The sequence below is a fragment of the Endozoicomonas sp. NE40 genome, from assembly GCF_040549045.1.
Taxonomy (GTDB): domain Bacteria; phylum Pseudomonadota; class Gammaproteobacteria; order Pseudomonadales; family Endozoicomonadaceae; genus Endozoicomonas_A; species Endozoicomonas_A lisbonensis.
On record NZ_JBEWTB010000002.1, the window covers coordinates 1,447,882 to 1,473,640 of the forward strand.

At 48.1% G+C, this 25,759-nt stretch carries 26 protein-coding genes; 19 read left to right on the forward strand and 7 right to left on the reverse strand.

From position 1 onward, the window contains the following. Positions 1-116: 116 nt before the first annotated feature. A complete protein-coding gene (locus V5J35_RS07430) occupies positions 117-920 on the reverse strand; it encodes an undecaprenyl-diphosphate phosphatase (protein WP_354010642.1) in 804 nt (267 codons plus the stop codon). Positions 921-1,132: 212 nt separating this feature from the next. On the opposite strand from V5J35_RS07430, the gene V5J35_RS07435 reads away from it, so the two are divergent. Then, the gene (locus tag V5J35_RS07435) at positions 1,133-2,281 is read left to right on the forward strand and encodes a C1 family peptidase (RefSeq protein WP_354016304.1); all 1,149 of its coding nucleotides are present in this window, start codon (positions 1,133-1,135) and stop codon (positions 2,279-2,281) included. A 4-nt stretch (positions 2,282-2,285) separates the two neighbouring features. Here V5J35_RS07435 and tsaB read toward each other — a convergent pair whose 3' ends face one another. Beyond that, positions 2,286-2,957 (reverse strand): tRNA (adenosine(37)-N6)-threonylcarbamoyltransferase complex dimerization subunit type 1 TsaB, encoded by a 672-nt coding sequence (tsaB, locus tag V5J35_RS07440; protein ID WP_354010644.1) that lies wholly within the window; start codon positions 2,955-2,957, stop codon positions 2,286-2,288. 12 nt (positions 2,958-2,969) lie between these two features. Then, a complete protein-coding gene (adk, locus tag V5J35_RS07445; protein WP_354010645.1) occupies positions 2,970-3,620 on the reverse strand; it encodes an adenylate kinase in 651 nt (216 codons plus the stop codon). Positions 3,621-3,883: 263 nt separating this feature from the next. Between adk and V5J35_RS07450 the strand changes: the two genes are divergently transcribed. Then, on the forward strand, positions 3,884-4,372 hold the full coding sequence (locus V5J35_RS07450; protein ID WP_354010646.1) for a hypothetical protein: 489 nt from the start codon (positions 3,884-3,886) through the stop codon (positions 4,370-4,372). Positions 4,373-4,424: 52 nt separating this feature from the next. Here the strand turns inward: V5J35_RS07450 and V5J35_RS07455 are convergent, their stop codons facing one another. After that, the gene (locus V5J35_RS07455; protein WP_354010647.1) at positions 4,425-6,038 is read right to left on the reverse strand and encodes a hypothetical protein; all 1,614 of its coding nucleotides are present in this window, start codon (positions 6,036-6,038) and stop codon (positions 4,425-4,427) included. Between the two features lie 213 nt (positions 6,039-6,251). Between V5J35_RS07455 and V5J35_RS07460 the strand changes: the two genes are divergently transcribed. Beyond that, a complete protein-coding gene (locus V5J35_RS07460; protein WP_354010648.1) occupies positions 6,252-6,563 on the forward strand; it encodes a hypothetical protein in 312 nt (103 codons plus the stop codon). Positions 6,564-6,642: 79 nt separating this feature from the next. Here the strand turns inward: V5J35_RS07460 and ppc are convergent, their stop codons facing one another. Then, the gene (gene ppc / locus V5J35_RS07465) at positions 6,643-9,276 is read right to left on the reverse strand and encodes a phosphoenolpyruvate carboxylase (protein ID WP_354010649.1); all 2,634 of its coding nucleotides are present in this window, start codon (positions 9,274-9,276) and stop codon (positions 6,643-6,645) included. A gap of 480 nt (positions 9,277-9,756) precedes the next feature. On the opposite strand from ppc, the gene V5J35_RS07470 reads away from it, so the two are divergent. Together V5J35_RS07470 and V5J35_RS07475 are read left to right on the forward strand one after the other, a co-directional pair. Further along, on the forward strand, positions 9,757-10,425 hold the full coding sequence (locus V5J35_RS07470) for a nucleoside recognition domain-containing protein (protein WP_354010650.1): 669 nt from the start codon (positions 9,757-9,759) through the stop codon (positions 10,423-10,425). Between the two features lie 2 nt (positions 10,426-10,427). After that, positions 10,428-10,892: a YjiG family protein gene (locus V5J35_RS07475; protein WP_354010651.1), complete on the forward strand. Its 465-nt coding sequence runs from the start codon at positions 10,428-10,430 to the stop codon at positions 10,890-10,892. A gap of 86 nt (positions 10,893-10,978) precedes the next feature. On the opposite strand, the gene V5J35_RS07480 is transcribed toward V5J35_RS07475, so the two are convergent. Then, the gene (locus V5J35_RS07480; protein WP_354010652.1) at positions 10,979-12,565 is read right to left on the reverse strand and encodes an alpha/beta hydrolase family protein; all 1,587 of its coding nucleotides are present in this window, start codon (positions 12,563-12,565) and stop codon (positions 10,979-10,981) included. Positions 12,566-13,184: 619 nt separating this feature from the next. On the opposite strand from V5J35_RS07480, the gene V5J35_RS07485 reads away from it, so the two are divergent. The 13 genes from V5J35_RS07485 to V5J35_RS07545 all read left to right on the forward strand — a co-directional run bounded on the left by V5J35_RS07485 (position 13,185) and on the right by V5J35_RS07545 (position 24,703). Next, entirely contained in the window at positions 13,185-13,850 is a 666-nt protein-coding gene (locus tag V5J35_RS07485; RefSeq protein WP_354010653.1) for a nucleoside recognition domain-containing protein, read from the forward strand. A gap of 2 nt (positions 13,851-13,852) precedes the next feature. Further along, complete coding sequence (locus V5J35_RS07490) at positions 13,853-14,326, forward strand: YjiG family protein (RefSeq protein ID WP_354010654.1); 474 nt, start codon at positions 13,853-13,855, stop codon at positions 14,324-14,326. Between the two features lie 151 nt (positions 14,327-14,477). Beyond that, entirely contained in the window at positions 14,478-14,762 is a 285-nt protein-coding gene (locus V5J35_RS07495) for a DUF406 family protein (protein WP_354010655.1), read from the forward strand. Between the two features lie 336 nt (positions 14,763-15,098). Beyond that, entirely contained in the window at positions 15,099-15,518 is a 420-nt protein-coding gene (locus V5J35_RS07500; protein ID WP_354010656.1) for a DoxX family protein, read from the forward strand. Between the two features lie 477 nt (positions 15,519-15,995). After that, a complete protein-coding gene (locus tag V5J35_RS07505) occupies positions 15,996-16,610 on the forward strand; it encodes a hypothetical protein (RefSeq protein WP_354016305.1) in 615 nt (204 codons plus the stop codon). Between the two features lie 169 nt (positions 16,611-16,779). Further along, complete coding sequence (locus V5J35_RS07510) at positions 16,780-18,036, forward strand: hypothetical protein (RefSeq protein ID WP_354016306.1); 1,257 nt, start codon at positions 16,780-16,782, stop codon at positions 18,034-18,036. A 68-nt stretch (positions 18,037-18,104) separates the two neighbouring features. Further along, positions 18,105-18,812, forward strand: coding sequence for an alpha-ketoglutarate-dependent dioxygenase AlkB family protein (locus V5J35_RS07515; RefSeq protein ID WP_354010659.1), 708 nt, complete (start codon positions 18,105-18,107; stop codon positions 18,810-18,812). Next, a complete protein-coding gene (locus V5J35_RS07520) occupies positions 18,799-19,422 on the forward strand; it encodes a tRNA-uridine aminocarboxypropyltransferase (RefSeq protein ID WP_354010660.1) in 624 nt (207 codons plus the stop codon). The genes V5J35_RS07515 and V5J35_RS07520 overlap by 14 nt, the downstream gene beginning before the upstream one ends. Before the next feature lie 171 nt (positions 19,423-19,593). Then, a complete protein-coding gene (locus V5J35_RS07525) occupies positions 19,594-21,072 on the forward strand; it encodes an ArnT family glycosyltransferase (protein ID WP_354010661.1) in 1,479 nt (492 codons plus the stop codon). Between the two features lie 82 nt (positions 21,073-21,154). After that, on the forward strand, positions 21,155-21,763 hold the full coding sequence (locus V5J35_RS07530; protein WP_354010662.1) for a TetR/AcrR family transcriptional regulator: 609 nt from the start codon (positions 21,155-21,157) through the stop codon (positions 21,761-21,763). Positions 21,764-21,784: 21 nt separating this feature from the next. Further along, positions 21,785-22,717, forward strand: coding sequence for a phosphatase PAP2 family protein (locus tag V5J35_RS07535; protein ID WP_354010663.1), 933 nt, complete (start codon positions 21,785-21,787; stop codon positions 22,715-22,717). Positions 22,718-22,761: 44 nt separating this feature from the next. Continuing rightward, on the forward strand, positions 22,762-23,754 hold the full coding sequence (locus V5J35_RS07540; RefSeq protein ID WP_354010664.1) for a nucleoid-associated protein: 993 nt from the start codon (positions 22,762-22,764) through the stop codon (positions 23,752-23,754). A gap of 145 nt (positions 23,755-23,899) precedes the next feature. After that, on the forward strand, positions 23,900-24,703 hold the full coding sequence (locus V5J35_RS07545; protein ID WP_354016307.1) for a hypothetical protein: 804 nt from the start codon (positions 23,900-23,902) through the stop codon (positions 24,701-24,703). A gap of 4 nt (positions 24,704-24,707) precedes the next feature. On the opposite strand, the gene V5J35_RS07550 is transcribed toward V5J35_RS07545, so the two are convergent. Next, a complete protein-coding gene (locus V5J35_RS07550) occupies positions 24,708-25,376 on the reverse strand; it encodes a class I SAM-dependent methyltransferase (protein ID WP_354010666.1) in 669 nt (222 codons plus the stop codon). A gap of 183 nt (positions 25,377-25,559) precedes the next feature. Here V5J35_RS07550 and V5J35_RS07555 point away from each other — a divergent pair, with 183 nt between their 5' ends. Continuing rightward, positions 25,560-25,748 (forward strand): DUF3094 family protein, encoded by a 189-nt coding sequence (locus V5J35_RS07555; protein ID WP_354010667.1) that lies wholly within the window; start codon positions 25,560-25,562, stop codon positions 25,746-25,748. Positions 25,749-25,759: the final 11 nt, after the last annotated feature.

Sequence of the window (25,759 nt, forward strand, 5' to 3'; positions counted from 1 at the left end):
TGAGAGAAAAAATGCGATTTTCTTCACCTCTTGTGATAAGAGGCGATGAAAATCGCATTTTCATATAAATAGAAAATGAGAGTTTACCATTTTGACAATGCCGGAGTGTGTCGTTTTTAACCCAGCATCACCCAAAGCAGCACCACCCCCAGACAGAACCGGTAAATAACAAACGGCATCAGCCCGATACGGTTAATAAATGCAAGAAAGTAATGAATACAGACCCAGGCACTGACCGCCGCAACCACTGCACCACTCAACAGTACTGACCAGTCAACCGGAGCGGCATCCTTAACCAGATCCAGAGTGAGCAGAGAACCCGCCCCAAGGATGACCGGAATGGATAGCAGAAAAGAAAAGCGGGCGGCAGCCTCTCTGGTCAATCCCAGCATTAAACCGGCGGTCATGGTGATACCGGAACGGGAAGTCCCCGGAATCAGGGCAATGGCCTGGGCAAAACCTATGATCATCGCCTGCCTGAATGTCAGCTTTTCCAGAGGCTGAATACGCTTGCCTTTAAGGTCTGCCCAGCCCAGCAGCGCACCAAAGATCAAAGTGGTTCCGGCAATGACACCAATCGTCCGCATGGCTTCATCAAGCCCGATGGCTTTCAGGGCAAAGCCAAACGCCACAGCGGGAATGGTGGCAAAAATCAGGTACCACCCCAATCGGCTGTTAAAGGTTGAACCTCTGCCCACCAGCGAACCGAGCCAGTCTATGGCTATTTTGAGGATATCGTTTCGGAAATAGCCAATGACAGCAGCTAGCGTACCGATATGTACCGCCACATCAAACGCCAGCCCCTGATCACTCCAGCCTAACAGCTGTGCCGGAAGAATAAGATGCCCCGAGCTGGACACCGGCAGGAATTCGGTAATGCCCTGTATCAGAGCAAGAACAATAATCTGCAGAAAGTCCATGAGGGTGCTCCTGAATCCGTTTCAAAGTTATACAGTATGTCGCCCAGCATTAAGGTATCTCAAGTATTTTCTGCCAGTGTCAGGCAAGCTGCGACTTAACAATCAAAAAGAATCTTAATCTAACAGACTAATGAAAAAACGTTCATACAACATAAGAGAGAAAAACTAACATTGTGCATTGTGTTTATCCGTTAATACCGTGAGATATCCTTATGAAAATATGGTCAGCTTCGGTTTTATGCTTTTTTACACTGTTTATTTCACAAGTGTATTCAGCACCCGTTAAAGATTCCTCCATCCTTGATCTGAAATATTACTCTGATCAAAACGCGGATTTATTTTACGCACTGTTTCTGGAGAGATATAAAGATGAATCAGAAAAACCTGAACGTAACACTGCCAATTATCAAAAACGCAAAGCCAATTTCATTGAAAATGTGAATTATGCTTTGATTTACAACGCTGAAAGAAAAACTTCAGGAAAAGATGAAACAGCAAATATAAATGCTTTTTTTGATCTCAGTTTTGATGACTTTAAAAACAGCAACCTTGGCCATAAGCAGCTAAAGAGCAGTGAGAAAAAAAATACATTAGCAAACCTTTCTAAAACGCTTATTGGCACACCTTATAAACATTCTAATAAGGTAATACCCGATGCCTTAGACTGGAGGAAAAAGGGAGCTGTAACTGCTGTTAAAAACCAGAAACAGTGTGGCAGTTGCTGGACTTTTGGCTCCATAGGAGCGCTGGAAGGCTATTACAAGATTCAGGGAAATCCCCTGACCTCCCTTAGCGAGCAGTTTATTGGTGCCTGCAACGGAGTAAGGCCTATTTGTGAGGGAGGGACTTCGCTGGTTGTTTATTCTTTCGTGGTCCGAAACAATTTCACGCTTTGCACAGAAGAAAGCTATCCATATAGTTCAGGCTCTGGAGTCGATAAAGCCTGTTCCACTGATCATGTGAATGATTGCAAGAAGATTAAAATTCCAGATGGGATGAAAGTCCGGTCTATAGAACCAGGAAATGATAAGGCGCTGATGGAAGCGTTGCAGGACGGTCCTATATCGGTTGCCATAAAGGCATCACTCAAAAGCTTCATGCTGTATAAAGGGGGGGTTTATGACGATAGTCAGTGCCTACAGAACAGGACAGACTCTCTGGATCATGAGGTCCTGTTAGTGGGTTATGGAACTGACAACAACATCCCTTACTGGATAGTAAAAAACAGCTGGGGAGAGCAGTGGGGAGAAGATGGTTACATCAGAATGAGAAGAGGGAAAACAGGCTCGTCAGACGACCAGTATAATGATATGTGTGGCATTTCACTGGATGCTTTCCAGCCTGTATCCCTGAACAGATAAAACCCTATCGTTCACTCTTCTTGAGTGCAACCTTGTCTCGCAGGTAAACGGGCATCGCCTGTTCCGCTGAAACAGCGTGCCCGTTGCCATAATGATCAGCCGCTAATATCGCAATGTCTCCGGCACGCGGGTAGCTGTCAGTATGGCAATCCAGTACCGACGCGGCTGTTTTCTCACGAAAAGCCCAGCCAGTACCCATGCCCAGCCACTGGTCATCACCTTCTGGCACCATCACTTTTTCCGGAGCAATGACCACTTCATCCTGAACCGGCTGCATTAAGCCATCCTGTTCCCTGAACGCTCCCCAGTAAACCTCATTCATGCGGGCATCAATGGATGACAGCACGGATGTTGCTCCGAAACGACGCAGTCCTTCCTGCGCCAGCGCCGCCAGTGTGGAAATACCGATCACCGGCTTATCCACAGCAAATGCCAGTCCCTGCACCATGGCGGTTGCAACCCGTAAACCAGTAAATGCTCCCGGTCCCCGACCAAAAGCCAGGGCATCAATCTGGCTTAATGTGAGACCTGCATCCCCCAGAATCTGCTCAACCATCGACAGCAGTTCACGGCTGTGACGACGAGGCAGCATCTGAAAGTTTTCAATTATTTCACCATCAAGGTTCAATGCGACAGAGCAGGCCTCGGTGGCAGTATCCAGCGCCAGTAACTTCATGAGTTTCTCGACTTATGCAGCCACCGGCTTCAGCGCAACCAGCACTTTGCCTTTTATGTCATCAACGCTGCCAACACCTTCTACACAGGTGTAGCGGGTGTCACCTTCAATGTTCTTGTAGAAGTCCACCAGCGGAGCAGTCTGTTCGTGGTATACACCCAGACGGTGACGTACGGTTTCTTCTACATCGTCTTTACGCTGAATCAGGTCTTCGCCGGTTACGTCATCCTTACCTTCAACCTTTGGCGGGTTGTAAACGACGTGGTATGTACGACCGCTGCCGGGATGTACGCGACGACCACCCATGCGCTGAACAATTTCTTCGTCTTCAACGGCAATTTCAACCACGTGGTCAATTTCAACACCGGCATCGCGCAGCGCTTCTGCCTGAGGAATGGTACGAGGGAAACCGTCAAACAGGAAACCACCAGCGCAATCCGCTTCAGCAATACGCTCTTTCACCAGGGCAATAATGATGTCGTCAGAAACCAGAGAACCGGAATCCATGACTTCTTTCACTTTTTTGCCCAGTTCGGTGCCATTCTTGATCGCGGCACGCAGCATATCGCCAGTAGAAATCTGGGGAATACCGAATTCTTCCATGATGAACTGGGCTTGTGTACCTTTACCTGCGCCCGGGGCACCCAACAGAATCACTCGCATGAATAATGCTCCTGTCTAAAGCCGGCCTCAGGGTGCAACTACCCGGAAGCCTGCTTCGTTTGACCGATGTCTAAAAAGGCACACAGCATATACACACCCGCAGTGCGATACAAGTTTCGAACTGGAATTCACAATGAATAAATAAAACACCTTTTTACCATGAAAATTTTTTCATCACAGGGGGTAACGGAAAATTGTTTCTTGCGCTCATGGCTGTTTATGCCGATAGATTATTTTAAGGATTGACCATCAGGAGCATGGTTATGTACAGAAGCTGGCTCAGAACCCGACTCAAAGCAGGCTTGCGATCTGTGTTTTTTTCAGTCTTAACTCTGCTGCCTTTAACTGCACAAAGTATTCCCAACAGCCGTATTCAAGGCTATCCCTGGCTGCTGTCCGCCATCAGAAATAATCACATGCCGAGCGGCTACCTGGATCTTGCCAAATGTCGTATGACGAAGAATATCAGCGATATGAAGGCAGATCGTCGCACTTATGGGGTCAGGTTCACTGATAACTTCTCCTTTAATCCGGACAACGGAGAAATTGTCACGATCATGAATATCCTTTATTTGCAGACCAAAGACCTGAATGGAACACCTGTATTAATGAACCGCCCGGCCACCACCATTCTGTCAGGCAAACCACAGACTGGCTTTCTTAATTACCAGATTGTTATGAGTTTTGATGGCAAAACATTGATGCAGCTTTATCAGTGTCCCTGGGACAAGGCGGTTTTTCTATGGAGATGATCAGGCTTCCGTAACGGTACACCGAAGCCTGATACAACACAGACCTACTCAATCAACCAAGGGAATCTTCATCTGAATCTTCAACATCCTGCTCTTCAACCTGAGTGTCTTCAGCAGGTGTTGCTGTGCTTTCTGGTTTCTGACGCTTACCAAAAAGCTCGGGCGTTTTGCCCATGACAGGGATTCGAAGCAGACTCTTGGCATTGTAAGCCAGAGCGAAGTGGGCGGGCTCAAGGTTATAAACCTTATTGAAAACTTCAACCATCCACCAGAGATCAGCACGTTGATTCTCAGCATAAATTATTTGCATGCTCTCAACAGAGGAGCCCATCTCTTTATACATCAGAAAGACCATCAGCCCCTCCAGAATCTGCTCAATACCCGAGTCGCTTTCGGCCAGTCTCTCCAGGTTCGTTTTGTAACCAGCATAAGGGACAGAGTCAGGGAGTAATGCTGCGGCCACGGACATGAATCCCTTGATACTCGTTCTGGCCAGCCCTGTTAACTCCTCACTTTCTTCTTTGATTTTCCTGATTGCGACCTGAGTAAGAAACCTCACTATCGCATCTGTCACTGCCTGACCAGTAGGCATTCGGGCATCCAGCAATGTCATACCCGAATACCGCTTAGGATCAATATTGGTTTCAGGGTGATAGATGGCTATCCCCATTTCTCTTTCATTAGCAAATGTCAGCAAGCTTGCAAAAGATACCTCCCCATGTTCAGCCTGTTGCGAATATTTTTTGATAATACCGCTGATTTCATCAGACATTTTTTGGGGGTTAACACCTTTTATCTGCGCAAGTGCCTGGTCATGAATTACTTTGATGTCCATTTCAAATCTGGCTGGCTCAGCACCTGAAACACCTGCGGCCTGGCGCTCTTTCTCCAACTTCTCTTCAAGCTGCGTGACTTCATCCTTAGTGAAAGACTGGCAGTGTTCAATTTTCTGATCGGGATATCTTGTTTGCAGACTGGACTCAGGCTGATTGTAGTGAGTGTAATCATGTCCTTCTATATTATTAGCCCCGGCCGTGTGGTTGTAACGTTTATAGGGCAGACCCAGTCTTCTCAGATTTTTGGTTTCCTGCACTACCTTCAGTCCTTCAGCAAATAAATTCCATTCTTTTTCTGTGAATTCAATGGGCTTTCTCACTGGAGACTGCTGATTGTCTGTATATCTGAGAGCCACTGCGGATTCGCCCGGTACCGTTGCTGCCTGTTCACCGGTGTTCGCTGGAGGCACAGAGGTCAGACGGCCATTTGGGCTTATCCTGACGGTAACATAATCATCAGTCTGTTTTGGTGTTCCGTAAAACTCTGGCTGATGAAACGAAGGACTGAGAACAGCTTCAGGCACACCATGGTCAGAAGCCTGTAAAGGCTCCTGAATCTGATCATCCGACGAAGAGGGTAACAGAGGCTGAATATACTGGCCGGTTTTCGCATCAAAAACGCCACTTAGCAATTCACGATCCAGTTCAAATTCGCCTGATTCCGATATTTTAATTACAAATACTTTTTCTCCGGTATGAAATTTAAGAACTTCTGTTCCATCTTCCAGTTCTTCTTTATAGCCCGGTATTTTATTGTCAGCAAAGGCGGTATGAACGAATGACAGGCTCATCGCTGGTATTAAAAGAGCCAATCGAAAGGCTGGTTTCATTGTAATTCCTCACCATTATTTTTCATGAAAAAAAGTCCATGAATACTGGTTCTGTAATGTTGTTAGTTAATACCCAGAACGGCGAAGTATAGACCTCATTACCAAATGTGCTTTTCAGCCAACTGGTTGAAATTTACCAAAAAAAACATAAATTGATACTTATTCGTTCGGGCTATACTAATAACTCCAAGGACAGTAAAAGGATGTACAGCTATGAGTAAAAAGAAAGACGTCCTGGTACTTTGCAAAGACAATAAAGCCAGCACAAAAAGCCCTGTTGAAGAATATTTCGCCTATCAGCTTGACTTTGAAGCTTTCAGAAAATGGCGGGAAGGCAAGAATAAATGGCCAAATGGCATCATAATCAAAGGCACTGGAAAACCACTCTACAAAGGCGCTGTTTTTCCATTTACACAAAGTAAAGGCAAACCTGTTACCGCTGATTTAAGCGAATGGAAAGAATTTGCCAACAATTCTCCGGATTTAAACCCGAATCCAAGAGTTATTAATCCTGATTCTTTATAAATATTTATTTTTAAATACCATCGGCTATAAAAAAGCCCGAATACCATTCAGTATCCGGGCTTTTTCAGTTTGTTAACAATCAGCCGGTATTACGCATACCCGCGGCAATGCCTGCCACAGTGATCATCAGCGCCTGTTCCAGATTCTTACATTCCTTATCTTCCTCCAGGTGGCGGAGGCGATAGAGCAATTCAGCCTGCAGAACATTCAATGGATCAATGTAAGGGTTACGCAGCGCAATGCCCTGTTTGTTCACAGGGTGAGCAGACATCAGCTCACTGCCACCTTTCAGCTCAAGCACAGTATTGATTGCGCTGTCGAGAAGCGTTCGCAGCTTATCACCAAGATGCTGCAGACCCGTAGGTACCAGACGATCCTCATAATATTCAGCCAGCTTGGGATCGGTCTTCATAAAGACCATTTCCAGCATTTCCAGTCGCGCTTTGAAGAATGGCCACTGCTCCATCATTTCTTTCAGAGTGTCGCGCTGTTCTTTGTCCAGTGCATTCTTCAGTGCCACACCACAACCCAGCCAGGTAGGCAGCATCAGGCGAATCTGAGTCCAGGCAAAAATCCATGGAATAGCACGCAGGCTTTCTACGCCACCATTAGGCTTACGCTTGGCAGGACGGGAACCCAGTGGCAACCCTGCCAGCTCCTGTTCAGGGGTAACGGAACGGAAGTAAGGCACAAACTCAGGTTCGCCCCGCACCATACCGCGATAAACTTCCAGAGAGTCTCGGGACAACTGGTCCATCATATCACGCCAGCTCTGCTCAGGAGCCGGGGGTGGCAGCAGGGTGGCTTCCATCGTTGCACTGGCGTAAAGCATCAGACTCTTTCTGGCAACATCCGGGAAACCAAACTTGAAACGAATCATCTCGCCCTGTTCGGTAACACGCAGATGACCATTCACAGAACCCGGTGGCTGTGACAGGATCGCAGAATGAGCCGGGCCGCCCCCGCGACCAATGGTACCACCACGGCCGTGGAAGAAGGTCAGGTCTACATTGTGTTTCCTGCACACCTCAGTGACTTCTTCCATGGCGCGATACTGCGCCCAGCCTGCTGCCATCCAGCCAGCATCTTTGGCGGAGTCGGAGTAACCGATCATCACCATCTGACCATCTGCACTATAACCACGGTACCAGGGCAGGCTCAGCAGTTTTTCGATACAGTCTGCCGCACCGTCCAGAGCCGTCAGCGTCTCAAACAGAGGCGAAATCGGCATTGGAAAATCAACACCGCACTCTTTCAGCAGCAGCGCTACTGCCAGAACATCAGATGGGTTGTATGCCATGGAAATCACGTAAGCTCGCAGGGCTTTTTCCCCTTCACGGGCAATCACACGACAAGTCTCAACAACCTCTTTCACATCCGGGCTTGGCTGCCAGTTATTGGGCAGCAGGGGACGAGGGTTCTGCAGTTCACGCAGGAGGAAAGTCTGACGATCATTCTCATCCCAGCTGGCGTAGTCACCCATACCCAGAGCGCGGGTCAGTTCGCTCAGAACTTCTGTATGACGGTCTGCTTCCTGACGGATATCCAGTTTGATCAAAGTCAGGCCGAAACTGTGGGCGCGGCGGATCATATCCAGCAGAGGACCGTCGGCAATCACACCCAGCCCCACCTCTTTCAGAGAGCGGTAGCACAGCTCCAGAGGTTCAATCAACTCCTGATTGTCTGTCATGATGTCGGAAGCGTCAGCCATATCGACCAGTGAACGCTCACACCAGCTGCGGGTATGACGCAGACGCTCACGCAGTTTCTTCAGAACCGCACGGTAAGGCTCACGACATTCGCCCATCACCTGCTTCATCTCTTCACTGCACTCAGTCATGGACAGCTCGCCAATCAGAGGCTTCAGGTCACGCAGATACAGGTCAGCCGCCACCCAGCGACTCAGCAGCAAGACTTCCTGAGTCACTTTGGAAGTAACAAACGGGTTACCGTCACGGTCACCACCCATCCAGGAAGAGAAACGAACCGGTACGGCATCAATAGGCAGACGAATGCCGGTATGCTCTTCCATTCGCTCATCCATGGAGCGCACAAAAGCAGGAATGGCTTCCCACAGAGAGTGTTCAATGGTGGCATAACCCGCTTTGGCTTCATCAATAGGAGTCGGGCGCTGGGTACGGAATTCCAGTGTGTGCCATGCCTGCGAGACCAGCTGCTGCAGACGATTCTCCAGGCGTGCCTTGCGGCGCTGGCTCAGGCTGGTGTTTTCCAGTTCAGTCAGGCACTCAAAAATGGATTCCTGTTTCTGGATCAGGGTACGACGGCTAACTTCGGTTGGGTGAGCGGTCAGCACCAGCTCCATATCCAGCTTGCTGATGCTGCTGGCAATCTGTTCATTGGTCAGGCCCTTGTCTTTCAGGCGCACCATCAGCTCATCAAAGTGATCAGGAACATCAAAGGCTTCTTCACACTCTCTGGAAACACCATGAAACTGTTCGGCCAGGTTCGCCAGGTTCAGAAAGTGGCTGAAAGAACGGGTGACCGGCACCAGCTCATCATCCGACAGACCTTTCAGCTGGTCCAGAAGAACCTCACGATCTTCATCATTACCGGCGCGGGCTGCTTTAGCCAGCTGCCGGATGTTTTCAATTTTGTTAAAAAATTCTTCACCATGCTGATCCTTGATGGTTTGCCCCAGCAAAGACCCCAGTACGTTGACATTTCGTCGCAGGCTGGCCTGACTGTCTGCCATAGTGTTTGTCCCTGAATAGTTTTAAATAAAAAATATCTGCCTATACATTCTGAAAATGAGTGATTGATGAAATGGTTCATTTCAATCAAAGCGATCACTTCAGAACCCATAAACTGATACTTTTGCACTGGTTAATACCCGAACAGCGACTTCGGGAGTTCCGAGCCTATAACAGAATTTCCGAATTTTAAAGCATTATCCACTTCGCCCACTCGACAACAAAATCAAACAATTACGCAATTCGCTTCGTGATTTTTACTGGCCTTTTTTGTTCGCATGTTAACCAAATACGCAGGACAGGAAATAAATCTAAGTGGGGCAGCAATTAATGTAGATATTAACTGTATAAATTCTTCGCAATTCCCCGATAGGCGATACATTCAAGGCTCTCTATCCTCCCTGATCGATTCTTTTTTGTACGAACGTTTCGCGAAATAGAAAGAATCCAACACTCCAACACAACATCCAACAGGTTTTATAATGAGCGCTACTGACGACCAGAAAGTCACGCTCGGAAATTATATTGCGCTGGCTTTTGCTGTCGCATTTTTTTCCGGCTTACTGCAGTCCAACGAATGGTACGGTGTATTTGACTTCACCACCCTGAACGGTACATTCGGTTCTATTGCCGGCAGTGGTATGTTCCGTGGTGCAGGTGGTGACGGCGCCCGTGACGGCTTCCTGTTCGCCCTGACCCTGGTGCCTACCTGTATGTTTGCCCTGGGTATGATCAACGTTCTGGAACACTACGGTGCTCTGAAAGCTGCCCGTAAACTGCTGTCTCCTCTGCTGCGTCCTCTGATGGGTCTGCCTGGCTCAGCTGGTCTGGCTATGATTGGTTCCCTGCAGAACACCGATACCGGTGCTGGCCTGACCAAAAACCTGATCGAAGATGGCGAACTGAACCAGGAAGAAGCTGAAATCTTCACCGCTTTCCAGTTCTCTGCCGGTGCGACCATTGTTAACTTCTTCAGCTCCGGTGCGGTGCTGTTCACCCTGACAAACGCTGATGGCTCCATGGCTGTACCGACTTCCATCGGTCTGACTGTGGGCATCATGTTCATCTTCAAAATCATTGGCGCCAACGTCCTGCGTCTGATTCTGAAGGCTCAAGGCAAGAAAGTTAACGCACAGGCGAAGGTGGCATAATCATGGCTCAAGCTAGCAAAAAGATGATCACTGACGTCTTTGTTGAAGGCGCTCGCAAGGGTTGGAACATTGGTGCTATGAGCACCATCCCTAACGTAATGATGGCTTTCATCATCATCAAAGCTCTGAACATCACTGGCGCCCTGGGCGCACTGGGTGCTCTGTTTGAGCCACTGATGATACTGGTTGGCCTGCCCGGTGAAGGCGCTGCGGTTATCATGGGTGCGATCATGTCCATGGGCGGTGCAGTTGGAATCGTGATGGGTCTGTTCTCTGAAGGCATCCTGACCGGTGAGCACATTGCCATCCTGGCCCCAGCTATCTACCTGTGTGGTTCCACCATCCAGTACGCAGGTCGTATCCTGGGTGTAATTGGTACCCGTGGCAGCCTGTACCCGATCATGTTCGCGATTTGTATCGCTAACAGCTTTATGGCGATGTTTGTAATGAACCTGTTCTTCGTTTAAAACGGCTGTCAACCTGACAACCACGCCATAATGATGCGTTGAGCCCATATCCGGAACTCAACGCATCATCACTCAGGTTCATACCATTACCGAGTTGATTGTTTCATTAACCAGGCTGGATAAAACTTCATACTGGCAGTCGCTTCGGCATGGCTCTTCAAATTGCGAAACGGATAAGTCTCAAGTTCGACAGTCGTTGCAGGATTTTTCTTTAAAAGCCTTTTCAGAGCTAAGGCACTACGCGAGTCAATGACATCATCGTTGTGCATTATTTCAAAACCGATTCTTTTAGGCCCTTGCGAATGGGGAGTTATGTTGTCCATATAATGTATTCCATCCAGAACAAATCCATCCTGCATCATAGCCAGAAAGATGGCTTCTTTTGGCTTATTGAATGCCTCAGGAACGATCAGGCGACGGAAAAAACCAAGGTCCGCCCCTAAAGTAAACATCTGTCCTATATTGACCCCTCCCGTTTTAAAATAAGCGCTTTTTACATTACCTCTCGCCACAGCCAGCTGCCCCACTATTGCTCCCAAGCTTATACCAAGATAGCTGACTCTTTGCTGGTCAAAGTCAGCTTTACCATTTTCCGGAAATAAATCCAGTGAACTCAGGGTTGTACCCAAAGCATGAGACAACGAAAGCATATCAGCTGCCCCCTGATTGAACAGGTACAATATGCTTTTTAGATTAATACTCAATGAGCCTCTGTTACCATGGTACGGAAGGTCTATTCCAATAACGGCATAACCCTTTTTCAGAGCTGGGTAAATGTATTTCATGCTGTTATCAATAGAACCATTTAATGGATGACCAAACAATAATACCGGTCCTGACTCTTTATAGAAGCGAGGGTAAAAAACAGAAAACTGAACACAGTTGCATCTTGTTTTATGCTCAGAAATTAACCAGCCATTCTTTTTGTTGAAAAACTTACGAAATGCGAGTTTCCCGGTAGCTTTGTGGTACCGTAATGATTTTTCAGTATGCATCGTCGCTATTTCAGCCAGCATTTCAGACTCGTTACTACCACCACAGAAAGTGGGAACAGATGACTGTATTTTATTCACTATTGAATTAACGGGTTGTAGGTAGGCATCTTTCGAGGCAACGGTAAACGTCTTCAAATCGATAAGATTATCAACCGGAATTCCCCGCTCAGACAGGAATGCAACAACGTCAGAGCGATTTGAATTTACATCCATAAAAGGTGAAGTTTTAACAGGCACACCACCACTCTTCAAATCCTTTGTAATTAAGGCAACATGCCTGCCTGACGCAAACTTACGTTCAGGGTAGATATAAAGAATACTGACGTCATCAGCCGCCTGAACACTGGTAACCGATGTCTTAACCTCTTCACCGGTTGCCATGTTATAAATTTTGACAGGATTAGCGCGTCCGCCTCCTCCGCGAGCAGGTAATGAACCTTTATCCGGGTGAGCAGCCACCTCAAACAACACCGGCCCTGCTGGTGAAAACCCATCCCTGCCATTGGTATTTTTGATATCTAACCCTTCAAGGGAGATTTTATTTGAGAAACGACTCTTTCTGAAATCCACAACCAGTCCGGTTTCCGATTCAGGTTTATGCCTGGTGTACAGATCATCGTCAGGAAAACGCACCAACACCGAATCAGGATTAATACTCGTTATTATTTTGTCTGACACTGATGACTTTTCTGACGTTAGCGGCTTTGCATCAACCGGTGAAAACCATGATCCCGCCAGCCCAAAAAAAATGAAGCAGGAAATGGCACCTCGCCATAGCCGGGATAAACTCCTTACCCGACAATACGGAAAACGCGATGTATCAATGATAGTAAAACGATTCGTAGGATACCTCACAATACAACTCTCCCAAAACCTCCGGGTTCCTTAGCTTGTGCCGTCTGCTTTATCACAAACAACATGAGCAACACCGACTAAACCTAGTACAACCTCTTGTTTTTTGCTTATTGGGACAACATTAATCACTGATAAGAGCGGTCCTGCGGGTTCGTATCCACTCCAGATTAGAAAATACTGAATTTTCCAGTTAAGGGAAGCAACAAAAGCCTGCTTACGTATTAACCCGCACTTTTTATCTCACCAGCACGAACCTCCAAGTTCGATTCATTACCTTTTTCCTCCCGCTTTAGCAGGCAACAGAATAAATGGAAAGAAATACAAAGCTCCGGATCAAACGGATAGAGGCAAAAGCCATGAATTACTCGTTTTATCCCTGTGTTGCATTGTGACATAAGTCCTTATTCTGACCGCTATCACTTCAAACAAGGTTCTGGTATCCATGAGTGCAACCGACGATCAAAAGGTCACGATCGGGAATTATATAGCACTGGCATTTGCAGTTGCGTTCTTTTCCGGTTTACTGCAATCCAACGAATGGTACGGTGTTTTTGACTTCACCACACTGAACGGTACATTTGGCTCCATCGCTGGCGGCATGTTCCGTGGTACTGGTGGTGACGGCGCCCGTGACGGTTTTCTGTTTGCCCTGACACTGGTTCCTACCTGTATGTTTGCCCTGGGCATGATTAACGTCCTGGAACACTTTGGCGCCCTGAAGGCCGCTCGTAAACTGTTGTCTCCACTGCTGCGCCCTCTTATGGGACTGCCTGGTTCTTCAGGTCTCGCCCTGATTGGCTCGCTGCAGAACACCGATACCGGTGCTGGTCTGACCAAAAACCTGATGGAAGACGGCGAGCTGACTGAAAAAGAATCTGAAATTTTCACTGCTTTCCAGTTCTCTGGTGGCGCACTGATTGTAAACTTCTTCAGTTCCGGTGCTGTACTGTTTACCCTGACCAACGCTGATGGCTCCATGGCGGTCCCAACCTCCATCGGCCTGACAGTCGGTGTAATGTTTATATTCAAAATCATTGGTGCCAACATTCTGCGCCTGATTCTGAAGGCTCAGGACAAGAAGGTTAACGCACAGGCGAAGGTGGCATAATCATGACTCAGGCTTCTTCTTCAGCTCCAAAGAAAATGATCACTGACGTTTTCGTTGAGGGTGCTCGCAAGGGCTGGAACATTGGTGCAATGAGCACCATTCCAAACGTCATGATGGCTTTTATCATCATTAAAGCCCTGAACGTAACCGGCGCCCTGACAGCTCTGGGCGCACTGTTTCAGCCGCTGATGGTTCTGGTGGGCCTGCCGGGTGAAGGTGCTGCGGTTCTGATGGGTGCCATCATGTCCATGGGTGGTGCGGTTGGTATCGTGATGGGTCTTTTCTCTGAAGGCATTCTGACCGGTGAACACATTGCGATCCTGGCTCCTGCTATTTACCTGATGGGTTCTACCATTCAGTACGCTGGCCGAATCCTTGGTGTTATCGGTACCCGTGGCAGCCTGTACCCAATCCTGTTCGGGATCTGTATCGCAAACGGCTTCATGGCAATGTTCGTGATGAACCTGCTGGTTTAATGGTTCCCGCTTATGGTGGTTTGGTATAAGATGGCCTTGCCCCATGAGACTGGACAGACACATTGCTGACAGCTAATCGACTCTGTCTGATTCTCTGCCATGACAAAACTAAAACCGGGCCAACTGCCCGGTTTTTTTATGAGGTACGTTCATGAAAGATACCGGCGATTACGAAAGCGTTGCCTGCAACTGCGTTGAGGTTGGCACTCTGATCCGGGAAGACGACACCCTTCTGACTCTGGACTTCTGCGACAATGACCAGATGTCTGCCAGAGAACAGTTCGCCCGGATGGAGAAAGATGCCCGATCCGTTGGCTCCGGCAACTGCCAGATTAAATCAGAAGTATTAGAAGAAGGCGGCACGCCTTATATTCGAGCCATGTTTGACTTTGACTGCACGGCGGAAAAACTGATTTTCCAGCTAAAGCATAAGTAATACCAATCAAAATAATTAGCTTCGTTATGAGCATGATTTTCTGAGCGGTTAGGCAATACCCTAAAGGGCATAATGGCGGTGTGAGAAGCCATAGCCTTTATGCCCTTTAGGGTATCAGAAAGTCAGCGCAATAGAATTGCTAATTATTGCGATGGGTATAACTGTGAAAGTGTGATTTTTATCGCCTGAGGTGACAAAAATCACACTTTCATAGCCCAGACAATCATACGTCTACAGTCTCTTTTTATCGCCCGCTCTCTTGACCTGCATCAACACCTTTCCGGCATCGGCAGCGATAATAAAACGGCAATAACCACAATAAAACAGTAGTCTGATATGCAACACATTATCTCTTCCTTTTATGGAACAGCCAGCCCGGAATTACGTCAAAAACTATCCAGCCTTGGGTTACTGATCATGCGTGCAGGCCTGAGCATAGGCATGTGGACACATGGCTGGCCGAAACTGGTTAATTACGCAGAAAGAGCCCCAAAGTTTGTCGACCCCTTTGGTGTTGGCCCCGAAGCTACCATGGCGCTTGCCATAATGGCTGAGCTGCTGGGCAGTATCGCCCTGACAGTGGGTCTGTTCTCTCGCCTGAGTGCTTCCGCCCTGGCTTTTTCCATGGCCATTGCCGCTTATTACTTTGGTCATGAACTGGCTTACATTTATATGCTGGCTTATATCGGCCTTATTTTTACCGGCCCCGGTCGTTATTCCATTGACCAGTTCATCTACAAACGTTACGTCGCCTGATACTTAATCAAGAGCAGGCAACCTCTGCCTGCTCTGTTATCCTTCCTGAAACACTCCACTCCAGACAGAAACCATGCCTGCTTTTGAGACCATTTCTGTGAAGGCTGGAAAAACAACATGAAGAGTTAGAGAGACAACCACACCCGGCTGAAGTGCTCTCGATACCCTCAATGCCAGTGGCAAAATGGTAGGCGTCATCTCCCATGTAGAAACCCTGAGAAAGTGTACCCTTACCCAAATGGTGGTAAGCAAAGAAGCCGGACTTGGTTATAGCAAGTTGGCCCGTTGTTATTATGTAGAGCCACCGCAAAGCAGGCCGCAAAACCAGGCAGGAAAAATCCCGTTCAGAGGCGGCGCACCAGCGCCGTCAAACTCAAAAAAAAACTGCTTCGGTCGAAATAAAACCTGATAAAACAATGCATGAAGGTTAACACTGTGAGCATTCCACCTGCTGACCGCCCATCCAACTCAGGAGGCATGCCTCCTTCTCGTCCAAAAAAGAAAAAACAGCCGTCTTCCCGGAAAGCAAGCCCACAGATTCCTCCAAATCAATCAACCTCCACGGCTCCTGCAAAGAGGAGCATACGGCAATACCGCATTATTACCGCAGCCAGGGAGACCAGATCCCTTAGCATGGAGGATATACAAATATATTTCAGGGATGCCATGTCTCAGGCTCTCCGGGCAGAAGAGTCTCCGGAGAGGCTCTATCTTCTGACCGTATCTTATGACTACTTAGGGAACCCCCGGAAAGCACTGGAATGTGCCGAACTCTTCATGAAGAACTCTCCGCCAGGGCATCCATATCACGGTCTTGCCTGTTATTGGCTGGGAATGTGTCGATTCTCCGCTAACCACAGTTTTAGTGAAGAAGTAGCAACGCTGTTTCAAAAAGCCTACAGGTCCGGTATTGCACCTGCAGCCAAGTATTTGATGGCAGCGCACAGCGGTACTCAGGCCAATATGAGCCTGTTAAAGTGGTTCGATTCTGAAGAATTCATGCGTATAGCTGTCACATACCCGGCTGTTCAGAGTGAGCATTTTGCCAATCTGGCTTTGGGCTCCGATGATACAACGCTCCAAAAAAAATAAAATAAAAAAAATATTCCATGAGGTCAGGTATGGTACGGAATCCTTTAATAATGAGCCACACCCCACAGCAATTATCCAATTTTCCAAATTGCTATGTGATTTTTTCGCCGCACCTGACGATCAGACACAGACCGTTTGTATAAAAATTGAAGATGCCATCAACTCCTTTATGAAGCGGTGGGGTGATGCTGAGATACTGAGGGCTTTATACCACTACGCTCGGTGCAAAAGATTAAAAGATCACGCTGAATCGCTGGATTTATTAACTCGTTCAACAGGCGAGCTCCCCTGTTTTTGTGCTGCCAGAATCATCAGCAAAAACGAACCCGTTGATGAAAAAAAGTGTATTGCTTTATTTACGGAAGGATTCAAGATACTGCACGGTTATCGATATTTAGCTGACTTCTACATAGGCCGGGAACATTATGAAAGTGCGCTGCAAACTTACCGTGAGGCAATAAGAGCTTTAAACCGCTTTACCCAGGGAACAGAAAAAATTCTTGATCATACGGTGGGCGAACAGGCCACAAAATTGTTTTCGAAAAGAGCCAATGATGAAGAAGCCAAACTGATTGATTTTGAAGAGCTGGCTGCTGTAGATCTGCATATCCGCTTTTTTCAGGGACAGGTAGATATTCTTGAAGAAGTTGTTAACCAAAATCAAGCCGTAGCCGGAAAAATAGCTAAAGCCCCCCTTCTCCTTCGTCTGGACGATAACTCGTCATCAGATTCTGATGACGAATTTTATACAGCCCTGACTCAACAAACTGAAGACAACTCAGACAGTGATGAATACCTCTCTGCAGATGAATTCCCTGACGACGTATCTTTGGATGGGTTTACCACTGTTGAAAAAAAACGCCCCCCCAAAAAAAAGCTTACCCAAACGAGAGAGTTCATAAAAAAAAGCCTGAACAAAGCCAATGCACTGGCTGCTGCCAGGCATTACGAGGATGCGGAGAAAATGCTGAATGACCTCCAACCCGACGCAACTTCAGTTGAGTGGTATAGAAAAGAGCAGTCTCTGTGCTGGATAAAACACTTACAGGCTATCGATCCGGAGTATCTGGCACAGCACCAAACCATTGAAAAACCCGCCCAGACGTTAGCCCGTGAACTGCTGGATACCAGTGAAAAACGCACAATAGAACTGATTCATTCTCTCACTAACCCGACCACTCCGACGCCAACCCTTACCACGCCCGGTACGAATAAGACAAAATGCATGAGAATCGCCAGGCAACTGGAGGCAAAAGACCCCAAACTGCGCGCCCAATTTGGAGGGCTCTACTCCGTTTTGGGGCATTTACAAAAAGCCAAAAGGGATAATGCCGGTCCCAGCCCGGCAGATATTTCCCATCTCATCCAAATGGGTACGACCTATTACAACCTTGCCAACCTTATTCGTGGACGCATTCCCGAATGACAGTTTCCTGAAAATTTGAAGTAGCCCAAAACCAATCCACTCTCCTCCTTTGAGCGTGGTGGTCTATAGTGTCCTCAAACTCACAATGGGTAGCCCTCCATTGCTATGGTGCCGGTGAAGACAAAGTGCTGCTAAACCAGAACGCCCTGCTCTACGGTTTGCAAAGGGATTTTTCCGGACCGAACAGTATTGATATAGATAAAGACACACAACTTCAGTTGTGGCCCGGGGCATTAACACCTGCTGAATCAGGAAAATATTATGACGACCTTATCGCCAGCACCCCGTGGCGGCAGGATAAAATCCGGCTGTTTGGCCGACACGTTGCCATTCCCAGGTTACAGGCATGGTATGGTGACACACACTGCCACTACAGCTATTCAGGGTTGCGCCTCGCCCCTCTGCCCTGGACACCTCAACTACTGCAACTCAAAGCAAGGGTCGAACAACTGTGCCAACACCGGTTCAACAGCGTTCTGCTCAACCTGTACCGGAACGGCAATGACAGTAACGGCTGGCACAGCGACGATGAGCCAGAGCTGGGGGAACAACCCGTCATCGCTTCCCTGAGCCTTGGCGCTACCCGCCGGTTTAAACTACGGCACAAATACGACAAAACCGTAGCAGGCATCACAATCAACTTAAATAATGGTTCCCTGCTGGTTATGTCTGGACATTCCCAGTCACACTGGCAACATTGCCTCCCGAAAACGGCTCGCCCGATTGAGCCCCGTATCAACCTGACCTTCAGGAATATCCTGCATGGCCCGAATTGAGTGCCCCCGCTGCCTTCGTCCCTTGTCTGCCTGTTACTGCAAAGGGCTGGAGCCGGAAAAAGCCTGTATCGACCTGCTTATCGTGCAGCACCCTTCCGAAACCCGCCACCCCATCAACAGCGCCAGAATTGCCAGCCTCGGCATCAGCAATTGCAATATTCTGGTGGGTGAAAACTTTACAGAATCCAAAGCACTGGAAAAGCAACTGGCAAACCGGCACGCCTGTCTGCTGTTTCCTTCAGAGAACGCTGTCACCGTTAAAACCTATACAGCCACCCATGCAAAGCCTGAACTGTGTGTGATTCTTGATGGCACCTGGCGTAAGGCAAAAAAAATCTATTACCTGAACCCTGTTCTGCAAAAGCTGCCCGCACTCACCCTGTCAGAAGCGCACACATCGGCTTACACCATCAGAAAAACGCCGGGAAAAGGCGCCCTTTCCACCATAGAAGCAACGGTTGCTCTGCTAAGGGAGACCAGTAAAAAGCCTGACCAGCATCAGAACTGCCTGGATGCCTTCAACCGGATGATCAATGCCCAGATTATTGCCATGGGAAAGGATACCTTTGAAAAAAACTATGCCAGTAGAGCAAACAGCCCTGAACGATAAAATGCGGTTTTCGCCACCACTGGTGATGAAAATTGCATTTTTGTAAAAAAACTCGCGACGAATAAGTCAGAATTGTTCAGACTGTGAATTAGCAGGAAAAATAAGACTCTTTTACAATCTAAGTGGGCTAACCTGAATCGTACTCAGGCATAGGGAGTAATAACAAGAATAATGAATCCGGACAGTCACCACCCGAAAAAACTCTGGCTCTACGGTACGGTCATTATTGCCGTTGCCCTTATTATGCGTCTGCTGTCGCTGGGAACCTATCCTCTGATGGATACCAGCGAAGCCCGCTACGGCGAAATGGTACGTCTGATGGTTGAGACCAATGACTGGATCACCCCCTACTTCGATTACGATGTACCATTCTGGGGCAAGCCTCCCCTGTTTATCTGGATGTCAGCCATCAGCTTCAAACTCTTTGGCATCAACGAGTTTGCCGCCCGTCTGCCTTCCCTGCTCGCCAGCATTGGTACCCTCTGGCTCACCTGGAAGCTGACATCCTTTCAACTTAATCAGCAGGCCGGAAAACTGGCCATTCTGATTCTGACAACCAGTGCCATGTTCCTTGTCCTGTCCGGCGCGCTGCTGGCTGATCCGGTTATGGTGTTCAGTATTACCCTGGTTCTGACCGGTTTCTGGATAGGCTTTCACAGCAGCAACGCTTCACAAGCCATTCGCTGGCGCTATCTGTTCTTTGTCGGTTCAGCCATGGCACTGCTGGCAAAAGGTCTGGCAGGGCTGGTTCTGGCAGGGCTGCCCGTTTTTTTCTGGTGTCTGCTGCGGAGGCACTTTTTGCAGCTCTGGAAACGCCTGCCCTGGATCAGTGGCAGCCTGATGGCGGCGATTATCGCCCTGCCATGGTTTATTGCGGCAGAACTGAAGACGCCGGGCATGCTGGAATACATGATTATCGGTGAACACTTCAGCCGCTACCTGAGCAGTGGCTGGGAAGGTGACCAATATGGTTCAGCCCATATTCGCCCTATAGGCATGATCTGGCCTCTTTTCATAGCAGGGGGTTTCCCCTGGTCTCTGATTCTTGCTGGTTATGCCTGTCGGGCATTGCTTAATAAAGTGTTTAGTAAATGGCGGCACAGGCAACCACTGGCGCTCTCTGAATGGGTATGGTTCCTGTTGTGCTGGTTATTTTCCCTGCTGTTGTTTTTCACCTTTGCCCGCAACATGATCTGGACTTATGCCCTGCCCCTGATGCCACCTTTAGCCATGGCACTGGCAACCATCTGGCATAAACACCTGACTCCCTCCCTGCATCGTCGCGTTGTCGCAGGTGCATGCATCACACCCGTGATGATGGCAGTCACCATCTATGTACTCATAAACGACGGAGGCAAAAATTCCCAGAAAACCATGATTCAAGCCATGCACGCTGAAAAAGTCAGCGATCCGGGAGAGCTGCTCTATTTTAATAAGCGCCCTTTTTCCTCACGCTTTTATTCCCATGGAAAGTCTGTACTGGTTGATACCGCAGATGAGATAAATGCCCTGATAAATAATGGTAAAACTGATTTTCTGGCAACAAGAAAAGGTAATTTTGAACACCTTCCAGCTCATTTGAAGGAGCGTTTCATCGCTGTCCATCGTTACCGGAAATGGACACTGTGGAAAGAAAAACCAGAGCGTTAAAGCAATAAATGTTCACAGTAAAAAATAACTGCTACATTGGAGTAACCCTGTTTAAACCACTCGTTTTTAAACTAATAGTGTAATGGGAAGACATTCAGCTTTTGAGAAAGATACCGTACTGAAGAATGCCCTGGCCTTATTCTGGTCAAGGGGTTTTACTGCGACTTCCCTGCGACAACTTGAGGAAGTGACCGAACTGCACCCGGGAAGCCTGTACCATCATTTTAAAAATAAAGAAGGCTTATATATTAGTGTGCTGAAGTACTATCTGGAACATGATATGCAGATTCGCATCAACCGATATTTAACCGGCGATTCCCCATTAGACGGAATCCGTCGTTTTTTAACCACCAGTTATCGAAATCACCAGGAAGAGCACTATCGTAACTGTTGTTTTCTGGCATGTTCGAGCGTCGAACTCCACCAGTTACCACAGGAAGCCCGGGATCTGGTCAATAAGGGCATTACAGACATTCAGTCCGCCTTTGAAAAACAGCTCAGTCAACTCGCTGATAAAAACTATAAACTCTCAAAAGACTATCTCTCAAAAGATACGGCAGAAATGGCAAGGCAACTCACCTGCCTGTTTCTGGGTTTACAATTATTTGCTCGGATCAGACCCAATCAGCACCAGCTCGATACGATGATCAAAAACAGCCTTCAGCGTATTTTAATGCCAGATAACCACTGAACGACAATCTTGAAAAATACCATGGATGCCTACACTGTTATTTCCAGCCTCCAGCAACATCTCGCTTTCATGGATGGTCCATTAAGAGCCTTATCCAGCTACGGTTACTCGTATCATCATTTACTCATTGCTGCCGTCGTATACTGGAGCGGCTATACCCGCATCGGTGGCAGGCTGGCATTGGGGACACTGATCAGCTGCATTATATTTGGTGTCTGTCGTCATTTTTTTGCATCCCCCCGCCCATACTGGAGCCATCCCGAGTTATTTAACGGAATGGTGGAACAGTCTTATGGAATGCCGTCAGGTCATACCCAGAATGCAATCCTGTTCTGGGGGTTGATTGCATACAGTCTCAGAAATAAGTGGGCATGGCTTGCAGCAGGGCTATTGATTCTGTCTGTCGGTGTATCCAGGCTTTATCTTGGTGTCCATTACCCCCTACAGGTAGCCTTCGGACTATTACTCGGTTTAACCCTGCTTTTTCTGTTCATTACTTTTGAACAACGAGTTATCGATTTTATCAAGCCGCTTCCTGACTGGAAAAAAATAGTGCTGACGATATTTGTTACGCTTCTACCACTTATATTCATCCTCATTTTCCGGGAAATTTTCCACATCAACTCCGGCAACAGCAATCCACTCCCTTACAGCCAGTTCCTGAAATTTAACGGGTTGCTGACCGGTTGTGCCATCGGCTTATTGTTTACCGCCCATGCGACTCCATCCTTTCAACTGTTTTTCACCCGGGCTGTTCCCGGTGTCATCAGCATCATTGCATTCTGGTATCACCTGCCTGACCTGAGCGAACTCCAGGGCAAACCGTTACTCTATTACTCTGCACGATTCAGTGTATTCGCCTTTCTGGCTCTCTGGGCAACCTGGCTGTGGCCATTGCTGCACAAGCAGCTACATAAGCAGTTACATAAACAGCTATGCTCCCGTTTAAACTGACTGTAACATTAACCGATTACTGACCGTCGATTCCCAAATACCCCATGGCTATAAAACAGATCCTTGTACATCAGCTGGAACAAAACCCGGAAAGCAATGCCCTGACCACAACGACGGGCCACCTATTGCCACCCACACCGGCTCTGGAAGCCATGCTGGACGACCTGCTGCAAACCTATAACAAGAAACAGGACAAACGATATGGCCAGTTTGCAGAAGAGCCTGAAAGCCCGTTTCCTTCAGAGCTGAACCAGTATCTGAATGACGAGCTGACCTTTGAAGAGCTGACCGTTCATACCCTCAGCCAGATCAGCGACAAGCTGGGTGAAGCAGGCGCTCTTGGCGGTGGCTATGTCCTGTTTGCTGACTATCAACAGGGACTGACCCGTTACCTGATCCTGTGCATGCTGAACAGCAATATCAGTGTCACGGTCACTGAAGACCTTTCTATACAGGACTGTGCCTACCTCGACACCGGCAAAATGTCACTGGCCTGTCGCATCAATGTGACCGAATGGCAGGGCAACACCAACAGTGGTCGCTATCTGTCCTTTTTACGGCCTCGTGGCGGCCGACGCCTCAGTGATGTTTTTCAGGAAGCCCTTGGGTGCAGCGAAACCAGCGGCAGCAAGGAAGAGGCAGACACTCTGGTGAAAGCCGTTAAAGACTTTGCCAGCGAAGCACCGTCGCTGGAAAACCATAAAGAAGTAAGCCGTCAGGTATACGATTTCTGCCAGACGAAAGTAGATGAAGGCGATGCCCTGACACTGGAAGAGTTAACGGGCTACCTGAGTGAAGCCGGGTCTGATGAATTTGCCCGATTTGTTAATACCCGCGACTACGACATGACAACGCCGATGGCTCCGGAAAAACGCACCCTTACCAAACTGGTTCGATATACAGGACGAAGCAAGGGATTAACCCTGGCATTTGATGCAGAACTTCTCGGCACACAGGTGCATTACGATGAAACCAGTGACCAGCTGGTTATTAAAGGTGTACCGGAAAAACTGAAAGAACAACTGAAAGGTCAATAAAAAGCGGTAATCGGTGGCAGAGAAAATGGCTTTTCTCTGTTGCCAATCCTTCCTTCATGCTGAATCGCCGCACTATTCATGCAATGATGATTAAGTTAGCCCAGAGTGATCCGATACAACAGGCATCAGCCGAATAAATACACCCATGCCGGAGCGACCTGTTTTGCAGCCACTCTATTCGATACTCCTGGCCTTCCTTCTGTTAAGCGTACCAGTCTCAGCTTCTGCTGAAACAAGAGCAGCAACACCTCTGACCGCAGAACACATCCTGCATCAGGAGCTTCTCCTCAATCAGCTTATTGTCAATATCTACCTGTTGCAGCTGGATTTTCTCAACAGCGACGCCCGTGAAAAAATACAGGACAACCTGACCCTGCTCGACACAACCATTCCCAATCTTCCCACTCAGGGTAAAGATGGAGAAACCAGCGGCCTGCTGGTCACCACCAAAGCACTCTGGCCTGTCATCAGTCGCCATACGACCTGGATGGGCAACCTGCCCAAACAGTCACGCCCACCGGAAGCAGACAGCCTGCTGATGGCTCTGGCGAAACTGGATCGTCAGTTACTACTGCTGAGACAGAAGCTGATGACCCAGACTCCCAGACAAAAGCCCGAGCTGAATATACTCGAACAGGCATTGTTGATGCAGAGACTCTCCAAAGAGTATTTAGCACTGGCTGTTTATGACCAGTCATCGGATATTGCCCGATCCAGTCGGCAGCAGCTCCAGACGCTGGCCAGACACTTTGGTGAACGCATGAACCGGCTGAACGATCAGTATCAGAAACACCCCTATGCGGGTAAACCTATTCGCCAGGCACAGGCGACCTGGCTGTTTATCGCCAACAGCATTCAGAACTATCCGCAAAAGGCGGTCCCGGAAATGGTCGCGATGTATAGCGATCGCATTGCCGGCAAACTAACTTCCGTTCACAAAATGTTCTAGTCGATCAGACAACTTCCTGAACATAAACATCTGCCTTACCCCACGGAAAACGAGTTTCAAACCGGTCAGCCAGTGCAAAGACCGGCCGCTCAATATAAGGCTGCAGAGGGTAACTGACGGTGACAATGCGGGTACCCGATGGCAGGGCTGCTAACCGTTCCGCCAGTTCATTAACGATCAAATCCTCCAGATTGGAAGCAAACAGATAGATGACCGTTGCGTTTTCAAGAGATGCCTTCAGGTAGTCCTCACAGCGTACCTCAATACCCGAAAGCTTTAAGACCCTGACAACCCAGTTCAATCGATACACAAAACCAGGTATCCACTCAATAGCGGTAACCCTGCAGCCTTTTACCAGGCTGAGCCAGAGTGCAGTAAAGCCACTGCCGGACCCCAGCTCAAATACATGATCGCCTGCATGAATGCCAGTACGATCTGCTATCTCTGCCAGCGACGTCAGGGGCGTTTCACCGTAGCTGTAGACATCGTCAGCATTAATCCACTTCAAATAACGCCGGCTGACACTGTAAGGACTGGAGAAAAGATAGAGGGTAGCAAGCAGGCAGTAGCCCAATAAAAACGCCTGACAGGATCGAAAACGCCATAGTACACAGACAAACTCCCTGCACTCCTGCCATTTAACCTTAAGCCCAAGCCACAACAGTTTCAGCACAACGTTTACCGGTTATGTTCCTGCTTTTATTAAATCAGCCCGGCAACACCATTCCAATAGCGCCGCTATAACCTGTCACTATAAATAGAAACTGAGGTTTTACAGCCTGTCCCGACACAAGGTATGGTTAGATTGTGAGCGTAAGAAATATGTACTACCTTACCGAACAGTTAGGGAATTTTAATGATGGACAGAACCCAGACCCGACTGAAGCCGGAAGACCAGGCAAAAGTAGATGCCTTCCTGAAGCAGGGCATAAATGCCACAGAACGCAGTCGCTTCAAGCCCTTTAAACTCATGCTATGGCTGGCAGCTATTATTGTTGCATTGGGTCTGCTCAGCAGAGCCATAGGTGTTTTTATTCTGGGCTAAAGCCGTATAAG